This is a genomic window from Kiritimatiellales bacterium (genome assembly GCA_041656295.1).
Taxonomy (GTDB): domain Bacteria; phylum Verrucomicrobiota; class Kiritimatiellia; order Kiritimatiellales; family Tichowtungiaceae; genus Tichowtungia.
The window spans coordinates 184,857-197,831 of sequence record JBBADV010000001.1 but is presented as its reverse complement, the minus strand read 5'-3'; the positions used below and the strand labels follow the sequence as shown (position 1 = coordinate 197,831).

Below are 12,975 nucleotides of genomic sequence, written 5' to 3'. Positions count from 1 at the left end.
CACAACTACTTTTTCCATTTACTCGACATAGATCATGTTTTAATTTTCCGGCGCGCCGGAATTAAAAGCGAAACTCCGGCGATACCGCAGATCCCGAATCCGGCAAACTGCAGCCAGAGCAGGTTATTTTCCGGCGCATATTTTAATTCAACAATGTGTTCGCCGGCAGGAATGAATACAGCCTGACAAATAAAATCAGCGCGCAGAACTTCTGCCGGCACACCGTCAATGGCGGCTGTCCAGCCCGGATCATATTTGTCGGCGCAGCGCAAAAAGGCGTCGTTCGTTGTATTAATTTTCAGGCGCACAAATCCCGGCGACCGGTCAAGTGTTGCAAGTGTCCCCGGATTCTCCGCCGGCGATAGAATTTCCGGCGCGGAACTTTCCGGCGGCAGAATTATTTTTTTGAATGGAGTCCACGCCGGTGATGCCAGGGCATTCTGTGCAGCGTCATCAGCAAGTTTTTCGGAGCCGTTCACCAGAACGCAGCGCGCCGACGTTTCCGGCGCGGCCTTGAATACCGAATGCTGACCCGTCATGCTGATTTGCACGTTGAAGTCATTATCTGCCTCCGGAAGAATATCAAACGAAAGAACTTTCCGCCACAGACCGGCGGGCAGCTGATTTTCAACTGCCGTCGGTCCGATTAAGAAACCGACGCCGGACAGCTGCCACATCCGCAACGGATTGCGCCCGACAGTTTCGAGAAATATTTTATAATCCTGCGGCATGCGCGGCATTTGCGTAAAATTGAACGCCGGAATTCCGTGATACGGAAATGTATATGTCAGCCAGATATTATAAATCCCGTCCTGCGAAATAACAGCGACGCGCTGATCCCCGATGTTTTCTTTTAAATAAGAAATTACGCTGTTATCGGCAATATATCCTTTCGGCATCGTATTCACGTAATGTGTCGACAGCAGTTTTGCATCCACGACAACGATTCCAACCAGCAGCGCTGCAAATACTGTTTTATATTTTCTCAGTTTTTCAAATATCGGAAAAACATACACTGCGATAATAAATGCCAAAATTCCGGTGAGGAGGGCGGCATGCCAAAGCGCAACAGTTTTATTTTTGGCAATCGCCTGTGCCGCCTGCTGCGGCCAGCCTGCCGCTGAAAACTTTGCCCCGTCGCCGGCACTGCTGACGGCAAACAAAGCAAAAAAACCGGCGGCGGCAACGACCGACCAGAAAAAGATTTTCAGCCCGCCGGTTTTCTCTTTCGTGATTTTTTTGAAAAACAGATCGGCGCCGAACGCCGTTAAAATCCCGGCAATGACCTGAAACACCTGCGTAAATTTATTCGGATTACGAATGGCGTTCGCCACCGGCAGCTGCCAGAACCAGTAATAGAGCGGTGTGAATTTACCGAAGGAGAGCAGCAGCGCAAACAGTCCGGCACCGCTCCAGAACCAGATTTCTTGCCGCCGCGCATCGCCGCGCGCCGCCGGAATTGCAAACAGCAGAAATGCAACCGGAATGATTCCAAGATAAATATTTTCCAGTTTAAAATTCATAAAGCCCTGCCGGGTAAATTCCCAGCCGGCGCTGCGTCCCATTTTCCCCCAGTACGGTCCGTCCGGCTCGCCGCTGCGCCAGCCGGTATATCCCGGCGCAATGACATCGATCATTTCGTCCGGCGGCTGACTCCATTGCGTGCAATACTCCCATTGTTCTTCCCGGTTCCCGCCGCCGGACATTCCTGTGTCGGAGATATTCTGTTTAAATGATGTGCTCAATGTGCCGGCGGCAATCAGTAATGCAACCGCCGGAATTAAAACAAGGCCGACACCGGTTTTTATTTTTTCGCCGGCAAGTATCCAGCGATACACCACGTACGCACCGAGAAATAGTCCGAAAAACAGCGCCGAATCCTGCTGCTCCAGGAACATGATACCCAGCGCTCCGCCAGATAGCAGCGCCCAGCAGATGTTTCTGGACTGGAACATTTTTTCAATGCAATAAAGGGCAACGGCAGCAAATAGAACCACACCGAACTTCCCGAAATGACCGGCGTAAATTAATGTAAAATTACTTCCCAGCCAATACGCAATCAGCGCGCCGAAGACACAACTGATCCAGCCACAGTTGCGCAGTCGTAAAAAAGCAATCAGAAAAAGGGAACTTAATATAAACTCAATGGCTGGCAGCCAACTGGCGATAATCGACACCGGAAGCATCCACAGCATTAGGTTAAGCCAATTCACACTATAAACTTCTGAATTTCCAATAAGGGGCGATTCGTGCCATGCACCGAAAAATCCTTTTGGAATATCTGACGCGCGAATCGATAAATCGGCAATGCTGTTATCCGATGCGAGCAATATTGTTCCACCAAGTAATTTTTGAAATAAAAAAATGGACAATAGAATAAAGAACAGAATAACCAACCCTCTCTGACCCCATTTCATGCGCATTAACGACCCTTTTATTTTCGATCAGTTTTTTTTGCAATCACACAAATATTTCCAGAGCTTTTTGGAAAACATGTTGCAATAATTTTTGAAAGAATATCCAGCCGGTGGTTAGAAATTCCTTTAACACCTAAAACTGAAAAGCCGTGATAACGAAGAAAATCTCTTAATCCCCGCCAGGTGAATGCCCGCAAATGTCCGGCGACAACATCGATAGAATCAGAAAAAATCCATCCCGTGAACCAGTTCCCGAACCGCGATCTTTCATAAGAAAGTTCTGCACAATGGGGCTGCATTCCGAACAACAAGAAAATCCGGTTATACCAAGCTGCCAAATTCGGGACAGACAATAAAAAAACACCATCGTCTTTTAAAAGCGAATGGATATTCTTTACCGCCTGATCTGTATCTGTGATATGTTCAAGAACTTCGAATAAACAAACTACGTCATACCTTTCCTTAATGGATTCAATCGGACAAGTAATATCACACACTTGCGCGTTGTACTCTTTTTTTCTGGCAATGTTTATTGCTGTTTCAGATACATCCCAGCCGGTTATTTCTATATTTTGAACTTGTGGATTATACTTTTTAATCGATTGTGTTATTTGATTTGAGATGTTCATTGTACCACATCCGATATCGAGCATCTTTATGTTTTGATCATGAGGCCTGAGCCATCGTTGTATAAATTTTCCTGAAATTTCCACGACAGCATTTGTTTCTCGCTGTCCATATGCTCTTTCATAAAACTGCATCCCGTTTCTCCTGAAATTAAATCTACTTATTTAATAATAATGTTTTTTAAGATCGCCCACAAACCAACAATCAGTGCAATCACGCCTAATGCGTCGGGGAAAAAATCCATTCATAGCAACACAGTTTTTTGTTCCACACACGCAGGTCGAATAAAAGTCTGCTTTAAAATCTAACACTTTTAACTCGCCCGCTTGATTAACCAGAATCCGCCGAGCTGTGCGGCAACGAGCGGCAGCCAGAGAATCAGATTTGGATGCAGCGCCGGATAATCCGTTAGCGATTCGGCGATGACGATAAAAAAATAATAGGCGAATACAATTCCGAGGCTGAGAATCATTCCAACGGAAGTTTCACGGCGGTGCGATTTTACACCCAGTGGAATTCCAATCAGCATAAACGTGAAACAACTGACTGCCAGGGAAATCCGTTCGTTCGCCTCAACCAGCAGTTTGGTTTTTTCGATCTGCCGTTTCTCCGGCGACAGCATCACGTAATCTTCATCGATCTTGCGGATGCGTTTAATCAGTTCTGACGATTTTGTATGGTTCCGTTTCTGGCTGACTTTCCCGTCCGATTTAAAGAGCTGATTAAAATCCAGCCGGATCGGATAATATTCGGCATTCACATACGTTGTTTTGGAAATGTCGTGCGGATCTTCCGCATCCGGCATTTCAATGCGCACATGATACAGTTTCACAGTGAGGATACGGTTTTCATTATCGGCCTCGATGTCGCCGGACGCAGCGCGGATATTCCGGCGCACGCTGCCGTCTTTATTCAACTCGTATGCCACCACATCTTTCACTGTATTACCGGTTTTTTTGCTGACGTAAATCATCAGCCCCGGAAAATCGTCGATAAATCTTCCTTCTTCGAGCAGGTTGAGCGGTGCCTCAACACCGGCGGTACTTAGCAGTTTCCGGTTGGCAAATTTAGCTGCCGGTGATATTTCGCAATTAATGTAAACACAAATTCCGGTGAATAGAACGGACAGCAGCAGCAGCGGTGCAGCCAGCCGCCACAGGCTGATGCCGCAGCTTTTCATAGCACTGATCTCGCTGTCCATTGACAGCCGCCCGAACAGCAGCAGCGCCGCAAACAACGTGCTGATCGGCATTGAAAACGAAAGGATATACGGCACGTTCTGGATGAAAAATCGCACAATTAATCCGGCGGAAATTCCGCGCGCCATCAAATCGACAGCTTTAATCAGCGCACCGGCAGTCATCACAAATGTGATCAAGCCAAGCGCTGACAGAAAAATCACCAGGTAATCGAAAAGAATATAGCGGTTAAGAATTCGCATAAATTTTTATTTCATCCCCGCGTTATGATGAAGCTCTGCCGCATCAACCGTATTTGAAAGCAGCATTGTAATGGTCATTGGGCCAACGCCGCCGGGCACCGGTGTAATCGCCGCCGCTTTCTGCGAGACTGCTGAAAAATCCACATCGCCGACTAAACGGAATCCGCTTTTCTTCGTTGCATCTTTTATACGGTTCACGCCGACATCAATCACCACTGCACCCTCTTTCACCATGTCCGCCGTGATCGTATCCGGTCTTCCGGCTGCGGCAATGATGATGTCAGCCTGTTTTGTGACTTCACCGATATTTTTTGTATGCGTATGACAGAGCGTCACTGTCGCATTGCCCATTTCACTTTTACTGCTCAGCAATCCCATCAGTGGACGGCCTACAATATTACTGCGTCCGACAATCGCCACGCGCGCGCCGTCTGTTTTAATCCCGGACCGTTTCAGAATTTCCTGCACACCGCGCGGTGTACACGGAATATATGCCGGCAGTCCGAGCGCCGCCAAACCAACGTTCACCGGATGGAACCCGTCGACATCCTTATCGGGACGAATCGCTTCAATTACACTCCGTTCCATCTTCGAATCCGGCAGCGGAAGCTGAACCAGGATTCCGTTAATTTCCGGCGTGTCATTAAACATTTTTACCACATCTAAAATTTCCTGCTGCGTCGCTGTCTCCGGCAGATGAATTTCGCGCGAAAAAATTCCGGTTTCCTGACACGCGCGCTCTTTTGCCGTCACGTATGAACGCGACGCCGGATCGTCGCCGACGAGCAGTACACCAAGCCCCGGAATAATTCCTTTTTTGCGCAGCGCCGAAACTTTAACTTTCAGTTCGTCGCGAATTTCCTGCGAGATCGCCTTGCCGTCCAGAATTCTTGCCGCCATCATTACTCCTCTTAATACGGTAAGCTCTCTTTTACCTGTAAGATAAACGGTTTTCAATTATGGAATGGATCAGAGAAACAGAAAAAGGAATTCTGCTTGCGGTGCGCGCCGTACCGCGCGCATCGAAAAACGAGATTTCCGGCATCCATGGCGATGCACTTAGGATCCGCTTACAGGCACCTCCGGTTGAAGGCAAAGCCAATCAGGCTTTAATTAAATTTCTCAGCGGCGTACTGAAAATTCCGCGCGCACAAATTTTAATTTCCGGCGGCGAAACCGGGCGCAATAAAGTCGTCCTTATTACCGGAATGAGCAAAGCCGATGCTGTTGAAAAACTGCATTTTAACGGCCGGTGATCGAAATCTTGCGGACACCGGAGCGGTTTATTTAATAAACTGACGGTCGTAAAGGCTGCGATAAAGTTCATCGGAGACGTAAAGTTCGGCGTGTGTTCCGTCGGCGCGCAGAACTCCTTTTTCAAAAACCATAATCCGGTCGGCAAGTTTGATGGTGCTGAAGCGGTGGGCGATAATGAAGACTGTGCGATTCTGCACGAGATTAACCAGCGCTTTCTGCACCATCTCTTCGCTTTCGGAGTCGAGTGCGGAGGTGGCTTCATCGAGAATGAGGATCGGCGCATTACGCAAAAATGCGCGCGCAATCGCAATGCGTTGTTTCTGTCCGCCGGACAGCCGCGTGCCGCGTTCGCCGACAAGCGTATGATAGCCTTCGTTGAATGACATAATAAAGTTGTGTGCGAACGCATGTTTCGCGGCTTCCTCAACTTCGGCATCTGTAGCAGTTAACCGGCCGAGGCGGATGTTGTTCAGAATGGTGTCGTTAAACAAAACGGTGTCCTGCGAAACGATAGAAATATGATCGCGTAAATCATATTTGCAGAACTGACGCAGATCAACGCCGCCGATTTTTATTGCACCGGTAGCAACATCGTAAAAACGCGGAATCAAATTCACAAAAGTAGTTTTTCCGGCGCCGCTCGGCCCGACCAGCGCAACCACACTGCCCGCCGGAACCGTTGCGTTTAAATCGTACAGCACCGGCATACCGGCGTCATATTCAAACCGGACGCAATCGAACTGAATATCTGTTTTTTCTACATCAAACGGTACCGGACTTTCAGTATCCGGCACGCTGTCCGGCATTTGCAGCACATATTCAACGCGCTCAACCGATGCCTCCCCTTGTTTGATTTCATTATGAATTGATCCGAATTTTTTAATCGGCTGATAGGTAAAATAAAGCGCCGCCAGCAGCGGGAGCATGTTATCCAGGGTTAGACCCGATGCCGCAGCATAGCAAATTCCTACGGCTACAGAACAGGTCGCAACAAACTCTAAAAGCGGCGGCAGCAGTTTGGAATATTTGGTTCTTTTCAGACTGAGGCGCGCGAGATACTCCATGCGTTCTGTAAATTTTACTGTTTCCGCATCCTGAAGATTAAATGCACGGACTTCCCTGACTGCACCAAGATTTTCATTAATTGCGGTAGAAAGACTGCCGGCAGTCGCCTGCGCTTTTTTTGCTTTGGCCCTTAACCGTTTCCCAAACATGCGGATCGGATACATACAAAGCGGAACGATCGCCAATGCAAAAAGAATGAATATGGATTCCTTCTTTTGCACCGACATAAAAACTAACGCAACTAACGCTCCAAAAAATTGTATTGGCTGGGAGATGATATCTTTCGAAACATTCGTTATAACGCCTTGCACTGCTGCTGCATCACCGCCGATTCGTGCCATCAGATCGCCGACCCTGGATTTGTTATAAAAGCCCAGCGGAAGTTCCTGAAGTTTGCGGTACATTCTGCTCTGAATCTGAATCAGCACCCGGATTCCACAGTATGTTGAGAGATAAGAACTGAAAAAATCTGTCGCCCCGCGGACAATTCCAACTGCCGGAAACAACAGAATAATACCGATAAGCAGAGTGCCGCCTGGCGGAGTATCCCCGAAAACTTTCGGTAAAACCTGCCAGAGTAAGACCGGAACACCGAACCCGTTTGTCAACCCGTTTAAAACGCCTAAAAGAATTGCACCGGCAAACTGCCATTTTACATTCCAAAGATATTTATAATACGGGCCGAAAACACGCACCATTTCCGGCAGTTTGATTTTGATTTTTTTCATATGAATGTCGGGTTTTAACATGAAGCGCCGGCGGCACCAAGTATTTAACCGGTCAGCTGTTCGCGCACTGCATTGAAAACTTCTGCCGGTGTTATCGCTGCAAGCGCACGACCCGCCGCCTCCGAGTTGCGCGCAATGTCGCGCGTTTTTAATTCGCTCTTCTGCAGTATGGCTGCCGTTCCGAGCGGACCGGTTTTTGCCGGATCGGTAATTCCAAAAACTGCCACCACCGGCGTTCCAACCGCCGCTGCCAAATGCATTCCGCCGCTGTCGTTCGACACCGCGCACCGGCTGATTTTCAGCAGCGCCGCCCATTCCGCAATCGTCGTTTCCCCGGCAAAATTCAAAATTCCACCGCCGGCACTTGAGGCAATTTCCTCGCACACCGGACGGTCGCCCGGTCCGCCGGCGAGAATAAGTTGTGCATTGAGTTCTGCCTGCAGACGTTTGGCCACCGCCGCAAAATTTTCTGCCGGCCAGCGTTTTGCCGGGCCGCGCGCCGCACCGGGCAGAATTGTAATAATCTGAGACAGGCATTCATTTCCGGCGGTTTTGATTTTTTCTTTCACCGCTTGAATATCGCGTTCCGGCACAGCAAGTTCCGGCGGCGGCGGATCGCCCTGCACGCCGAGAATGTTCATAGGCTCAAACTGCTGATGTCCGTTTGGAAGCGCAATCGTTCCGGTGAGCATCAGCCGCCGCCATTTTCCCCGCAGTCCAATGCGCGCCGGAATGCGCGCCAGAAACGGAATGAACGCCGACCGGAATGAGTTCGGAAAAATATACGCCGCCGAAAAATGCGCGGCTTTCAACCGGCGTGCAGTGACAAACGGATTTTCCATCGTTTCAACAAAATCGACGGCCGGACACATTTCCCATACAGCTTTTACGCACGGTTTTGCCAGCACCGTAATGCTTACATCCGGGGTTTCGGCACGGAAAATCTGCACTGCCGGCAGGCTCATGATCACATCGCCGATCCAGTTTGTGCTGACTATGACAATTGAATCATTCATAAATTCCAGTCAAAGGTCTGAAGGTCGAAAGTCTGAAATTTTCCGACTTCCGACTTTGCGATTTTCGCCGTTAAGACTATCCCCTTCCTTCTCCAAACAGCGCGATTTCAATCTGCTCACACAGACAATGATAAATCACCATGCCGGCTTCCTGTATGTGCGGCGTATGGTCTGACGGAACAGCAATCAGCACGTCCGCCAGTTCCGCAATCGCGCCGCCGCCGGCGCCGGTCATTGCAATTGTTTTTACATCGATCTCGCGCGCGGTTTTAAATGCTTTGATTACATTTTTTGAATTGCCGGAGGTGGTGAATCCGAACGCGACATCGCCGGCGCCGGCGTTTGCCCGCAGCTGTTTTGCAAATATTTGTTCGTACCCGTAATCGTTTGCGATACTCGTAACCGTTGCAGCATCACCGACCAGCGCCTGCGCTTTTAACGGTCTGCGTTCCATTAAAAACCGTCCGTTCAATTCACCGGCAACATGCTGCGCATCCGCCGCCGATCCGCCATTGCCAAATAAAAAAACGCCGTGATCATTTTTATATGCTTTCACAATTAAATCCGCCGCGCGAATAATTGAATCACTGCACTGCACAAGTGCTGCTTTCAGCACGGCGTCCGCTTCACCGAAGCGTTTTTCCAGCAGTTTTTTCATGATATGTTCTCCAGCAGTTCATCCGGCGCCAGCGTGGCCGTCCCGAGTTTTTGAATAACGAGCGACGCGGCATAGTTGGCAAACTCCGCCGCTGCCGGCAGTGCAAGTCCGCTGACCAGTCCAAGTGTCAAACATGCGCGCACCGTGTCGCCGCAACCGCAGGGGTCCACCGCTGCAACTTTTTTCCCGGCAATGTGTGTAACGGTTTTGCCGTCGAACGTCATAATTCCGTCGGCGCCGAGCGTAACTGCAATTTCGTTTGCACCGAGCACGGCATAAATTCCGGACATGGAATCATACGCCTGCGCCGGATTAAATGCCGGAAAAATTTCTTTAGCCTCTTTAAGGTTCGGCGCAATCACAGTGGCGCCGCAAAAAATTCCGCGGTTCGCCGGTTTTAAATCGACAATTACCGGAATATTTTTTTGGCGGCACTGCACAATCATATTCTGCGCGTTCTCCGGCGTAAAAAATCCTTTGTGGTAGTCGCTGAAAATGACGGCATCAACGTGCTCCAGCGCACGCGCAAATTCGCTGCAGATTTCCGCAGCCACGCCGGTGCTGACGCTGTGCACCAGTTCATTGTCGCGCCGGAGCAAATAATGATCGTCGATGTACAGGCGCGTTTTAATCGTCGTCGGTCGCGAGAAGTCAGTGGACAGGCTGTGCCGCACACCGGCAGTTTCACACAACCGGCGCGCCTCGAGAGCGTTGCCGTCGTCGCCGCAAATAGAAAGCAGCCACGCCTGCGCGCCGAGTGACGAAATATTTGCCGCCACATTGCCGGCGCCGCCGAGCATCCGTTCGGAACGGTTTGCCGTATATACAAATTTTTCCGGCGATTCCGGCGACGGACGGCTGTGCTCGGTGTAACAGAAATCGTACACGTCTATCATGATATCGCCGGCAACCAGAATCCGGCAGCCGCGCGTGCGCTCAAGAATCTGCTGGATGGTATTTTTCATACCTGCTGCATTAAACAGTTCTGAACGTAATCGCGCACGCCATCCTCAACGGAATGGAACTGCGCCGGATAGCCGGCGGCGCGGATTTTATTCATATCGGCACAGGTGTAGTATTGATATTTATCCTGCAGATGCGCCGGCATATCAATGAACTCAATATTCACCGGAATGTTCATCGCATGAAACACCGCCGTCACCAGATCAATCCACGTGCGCGGCACACCGGTGCCGCAGTTGAAGAGCCCGCTGACGCCGGCGTGAGCACCAAGCCACAGCGTCATATCCACCGCGTCTTTCACATAAATAAAATCGCGCACCTGCTCGCCGTCTTTGCAGTCCGGCCGGTGCGATTTAAAGAGCTGCACCCTGCCGGTCGCTAAAATCTGTTCATACGATTTGTGCACCACCGACCGCATATCGTCTTTGTGCGCTTCACCGGGACCATAGACATTAAAGTATTTTAAGCCGGCGATGGATTTCAGCGCGCCGCTGCGCAGCGCCCACAAATCAAACATCTGCTTTGAATAGCCGTACATATTCAGCGGGCGGAATTGCGGCGTTGCCGAATCGGCATCCGAATAGCCAAGAGTACCGTCGCCGTACGTCGCAGCGCTTGACGCATAAATAAAGCGGATCTTTTCATCCAGACAGGTTTCACACAGCGCGCGTGTATAATGATAATTATTGTACGCCAGATAGCCGGCGTCCGTTTCCGTTGTCGCGCTGCACGCACCAAGGTGATACACCGCCTGTACATTTTTTAATTTAACACCGTCGAGGTAATCAAAGAGATCATCCTTGTCGATGTAATCCTCATACACCAGCCCGACCAGATTTTTCCACTTTTCGCTTTCGCCCAGCTCATCGACGATCAGCAGTTCATTTTCCCCGAGCGCATTCAGTTCGCGCACCAGCTGACTGCCGATAAATCCCGCTCCACCGGTAACAATAAATTTAATCATGACTGTTATTCGTTATTAGTTGTTTGCTTTCAAATCTTCAATCATCTGTTTCAACACCGGAATCATTGCCGGAAGATCAGCCCGGCAAACATCAAAAACAGCTTCGCCATTCAGATCAAAATAATGATGGCTTATTACATCGCGCATCGCTTTAGCTTCTTTCCAATGAACCTGCGGATAACATTTCAAAAGTTCAGGCCCCGCAATTTTATCAAGATTTTTTAAACTTTCTCCGATGGCAATTAATTGCATGCAAATCCCATCCAGCTTTTCTAAGCCGGCTTCTGATTCCAGAAAATCATCAGATGACTCCACCGGCTCAAAACGTAGAAGAATCCGTTCCGCCGCCGCAAGAATCTGACTGAGAATTTCTACTGGCGTTTCAGACATAATGAACATCTTCCTCGATCCGTTTCTTTAAAAACGGATTCATTCGTTCGCGGTACTGAATAATGTCCACGTGCCGGCGGAACCGTTCTTCCAAATCCAATTTTATTCCCGCCATTGTGAATAAATTGGGTTGTTTCATCTGCACAACAACATCAACGTCGCTGGAATCTTTCGCTTCGTCGCGTGCAACAGAACCGAAAATTCCGATTGCGATAAGTCCGTATTCTTCGCCTTTTTCCTGAAAGAACTGTTTTAAAACAGTCATGGCTTCAGCGCGTGACAGTTTCATTGCCGACCTCCGTAAATTTTCAAAATCCGCTCAATCGTTCCGGTAGTAGAACGTCCGGCGACCATTTTGGCGAGAACAACCTTTCCGCCGGCAGCCTCCACAGCGGCGCGTCCGCTGACGTAGTGCGCCCAGTCTTCACCTTTCACGAGAACATCCGGCAGCAGCGCCTCAATCAGCGCCGCCGGCTCGTCTTCATCGAAGGGAACCACATAATCAATGCACTCCAGCGCGGCGAGAACTTCAGCGCGATCCTGCCCGCAGTTCACCGGCCGGCCGTCCCCTTTATTCCGCTTTACCGACGCATCAGAATTCATGCCGAGAATCAGCACATCACCCTGCGCACGCGCGAAGTTTAAATAGGAGACGTGACCGCAGTGCAGAATATCAAAACAGCCGTTGGTGAACACCACCGTTTTCCCGGCGGCTTTCAACCGTGCGCGTTCGGCAGCCATTTCGTCGCGCGACAGAATTTTGGCTTTATAATCTCTCATACCGGCAGGTTCAGCAGTTCTTTGATATTTAAAATTTTGTGCGTATTATGCACAGATTCCGCCGCGCCGATCAATACACGATTCGGAATGCCCGCAGCCCCGGCGGCGCGCATGTCGCTCTCCTTGTCGCCGATCATCCATGAACATTCCGGCGCAACTGAGTGTTCGTGAATCGCCTGTAACAACATGCCTGGCGCCGGTTTCCGGCAGTCACAATTGGCTTCCGGGCTGTGCGGACAGTAATAAACACCGGAAATTTTCACCTGCTCTGCTTCAAACCGGCGCAGCATCCAGGCGTTGAGTTTTTTAAAATCCTCTTCGGTATAATAATTGCGCCCGATGCCGGACTGGTTCGTTATAATAATCAGCAGATAGCCTTTTGCGGCGAGTGTACGCATCACATCAAAAATTCCATCAACAAAGATGAAATCTTCAATCCGGGACGTATATCCGTCGTCGTAATTAATCACGCCGTCGCGATCGAAGAAAAATGCTTTATGCCTAGAGTTCACGGTTTTTCAGTTCGGAGTTCAGAGTTGTTCGAAAATTTCGAATAACTGTTTTTTACGGAAGCTCCACTTTATGTTTATTTCGCCATGCATACGCGTACGCGACAGGGACGTCGCGTCTACTTTCCTTTCATCCGCGAAAATTCGCGTTCATTCGCGG

14 protein-coding genes are annotated in these 12,975 nt (G+C 49.5%); 1 reads left to right on the top strand and 13 read right to left on the bottom strand.

All coding sequences use genetic code 11. From position 1 onward, the window contains the following. Window positions 1-32: 32 nt before the first annotated feature. From WC959_00825 to WC959_00810, 4 genes are all read right to left on the bottom strand, one after another. Entirely contained in the window at window positions 33-2,213 is a 2,181-nt protein-coding gene (locus tag WC959_00825; protein ID MFA5687687.1) for a hypothetical protein, read from the bottom strand. A 221-nt stretch (window positions 2,214-2,434) separates the two neighbouring features. Beyond that, entirely contained in the window at window positions 2,435-3,178 is a 744-nt protein-coding gene (locus WC959_00820; protein ID MFA5687686.1) for a class I SAM-dependent methyltransferase, read from the bottom strand. 179 nt (window positions 3,179-3,357) lie between these two features. After that, complete coding sequence (locus WC959_00815; protein MFA5687685.1) at window positions 3,358-4,485, bottom strand: LptF/LptG family permease; 1,128 nt, start codon at window positions 4,483-4,485, stop codon at window positions 3,358-3,360. A gap of 6 nt (window positions 4,486-4,491) precedes the next feature. Continuing rightward, window positions 4,492-5,385, bottom strand: a complete 894-nt coding sequence (locus tag WC959_00810) for a tetrahydrofolate dehydrogenase/cyclohydrolase catalytic domain-containing protein (protein ID MFA5687684.1) — start codon at window positions 5,383-5,385, stop codon at window positions 4,492-4,494. Between the two features lie 59 nt (window positions 5,386-5,444). Between WC959_00810 and WC959_00805 the strand changes: the two genes are divergently transcribed. After that, a complete protein-coding gene (locus WC959_00805) occupies window positions 5,445-5,741 on the top strand; it encodes a DUF167 family protein (GenBank protein ID MFA5687683.1) in 297 nt (98 codons plus the stop codon). 27 nt (window positions 5,742-5,768) lie between these two features. Here the strand turns inward: WC959_00805 and WC959_00800 are convergent, their stop codons facing one another. From WC959_00800 to gmhB, 9 genes are all read right to left on the bottom strand, one after another. Then, window positions 5,769-7,535 (bottom strand): ABC transporter ATP-binding protein, encoded by a 1,767-nt coding sequence (locus tag WC959_00800; protein MFA5687682.1) that lies wholly within the window; start codon window positions 7,533-7,535, stop codon window positions 5,769-5,771. Window positions 7,536-7,579: 44 nt separating this feature from the next. Beyond that, window positions 7,580-8,551: a lipopolysaccharide heptosyltransferase II gene (gene waaF / locus WC959_00795; GenBank protein MFA5687681.1), complete on the bottom strand. Its 972-nt coding sequence runs from the start codon at window positions 8,549-8,551 to the stop codon at window positions 7,580-7,582. A gap of 76 nt (window positions 8,552-8,627) precedes the next feature. Further along, entirely contained in the window at window positions 8,628-9,209 is a 582-nt protein-coding gene (locus WC959_00790) for an SIS domain-containing protein (protein ID MFA5687680.1), read from the bottom strand. Continuing rightward, window positions 9,206-10,174: a PfkB family carbohydrate kinase gene (locus tag WC959_00785; protein MFA5687679.1), complete on the bottom strand. Its 969-nt coding sequence runs from the start codon at window positions 10,172-10,174 to the stop codon at window positions 9,206-9,208. Before WC959_00785 ends, WC959_00790 begins: the two co-directional genes overlap by 4 nt. Further along, complete coding sequence (gene rfaD / locus WC959_00780; GenBank protein ID MFA5687678.1) at window positions 10,171-11,136, bottom strand: ADP-glyceromanno-heptose 6-epimerase; 966 nt, start codon at window positions 11,134-11,136, stop codon at window positions 10,171-10,173. Before rfaD ends, WC959_00785 begins: the two co-directional genes overlap by 4 nt. Window positions 11,137-11,151: 15 nt before the next feature. Next, the gene (locus WC959_00775) at window positions 11,152-11,526 is read right to left on the bottom strand and encodes a HepT-like ribonuclease domain-containing protein (protein ID MFA5687677.1); all 375 of its coding nucleotides are present in this window, start codon (window positions 11,524-11,526) and stop codon (window positions 11,152-11,154) included. Next, window positions 11,519-11,815, bottom strand: coding sequence for a nucleotidyltransferase domain-containing protein (locus WC959_00770; GenBank protein ID MFA5687676.1), 297 nt, complete (start codon window positions 11,813-11,815; stop codon window positions 11,519-11,521). Before WC959_00770 ends, WC959_00775 begins: the two co-directional genes overlap by 8 nt. After that, window positions 11,812-12,306 (bottom strand): D-glycero-beta-D-manno-heptose 1-phosphate adenylyltransferase, encoded by a 495-nt coding sequence (gene rfaE2, locus WC959_00765; GenBank protein MFA5687675.1) that lies wholly within the window; start codon window positions 12,304-12,306, stop codon window positions 11,812-11,814. Before rfaE2 ends, WC959_00770 begins: the two co-directional genes overlap by 4 nt. After that, entirely contained in the window at window positions 12,303-12,818 is a 516-nt protein-coding gene (gene gmhB, locus WC959_00760) for a D-glycero-beta-D-manno-heptose 1,7-bisphosphate 7-phosphatase (protein MFA5687674.1), read from the bottom strand. The genes rfaE2 and gmhB overlap by 4 nt, the downstream gene beginning before the upstream one ends. Between the last annotated feature and the right edge of the window lie 157 nt (window positions 12,819-12,975).

What these genes read in the sequence shown, in the direction of transcription:
- WC959_00820 (MFA5687686.1), bottom strand. Translation starts at nt 3,178, where the DNA reads ATGCAGTTTTATGAAAGAGCATATGGACAGCGAGAAACAAATGCTGTC.
- WC959_00815 (MFA5687685.1), bottom strand. Translation starts at nt 4,485, where the DNA reads ATGCGAATTCTTAACCGCTATATTCTTTTCGATTACCTGGTGATTTTT.
- WC959_00810 (MFA5687684.1), bottom strand. Translation starts at nt 5,385, where the DNA reads ATGGCGGCAAGAATTCTGGACGGCAAGGCGATCTCGCAGGAAATTCGC.
- WC959_00805 (MFA5687683.1), top strand. Translation starts at nt 5,445, where the DNA reads ATGGAATGGATCAGAGAAACAGAAAAAGGAATTCTGCTTGCGGTGCGC.
- WC959_00800 (MFA5687682.1), bottom strand. Translation starts at nt 7,535, where the DNA reads ATGAAAAAAATCAAAATCAAACTGCCGGAAATGGTGCGTGTTTTCGGC.
- waaF (MFA5687681.1), bottom strand. Translation starts at nt 8,551, where the DNA reads ATGAATGATTCAATTGTCATAGTCAGCACAAACTGGATCGGCGATGTG.
- WC959_00790 (MFA5687680.1), bottom strand. Translation starts at nt 9,209, where the DNA reads ATGAAAAAACTGCTGGAAAAACGCTTCGGTGAAGCGGACGCCGTGCTG.
- WC959_00785 (MFA5687679.1), bottom strand. Translation starts at nt 10,174, where the DNA reads ATGAAAAATACCATCCAGCAGATTCTTGAGCGCACGCGCGGCTGCCGG.
- rfaD (MFA5687678.1), bottom strand. Translation starts at nt 11,136, where the DNA reads ATGATTAAATTTATTGTTACCGGTGGAGCGGGATTTATCGGCAGTCAG.
- WC959_00775 (MFA5687677.1), bottom strand. Translation starts at nt 11,526, where the DNA reads ATGTCTGAAACGCCAGTAGAAATTCTCAGTCAGATTCTTGCGGCGGCG.
- WC959_00770 (MFA5687676.1), bottom strand. Translation starts at nt 11,815, where the DNA reads ATGAAACTGTCACGCGCTGAAGCCATGACTGTTTTAAAACAGTTCTTT.
- rfaE2 (MFA5687675.1), bottom strand. Translation starts at nt 12,306, where the DNA reads ATGAGAGATTATAAAGCCAAAATTCTGTCGCGCGACGAAATGGCTGCC.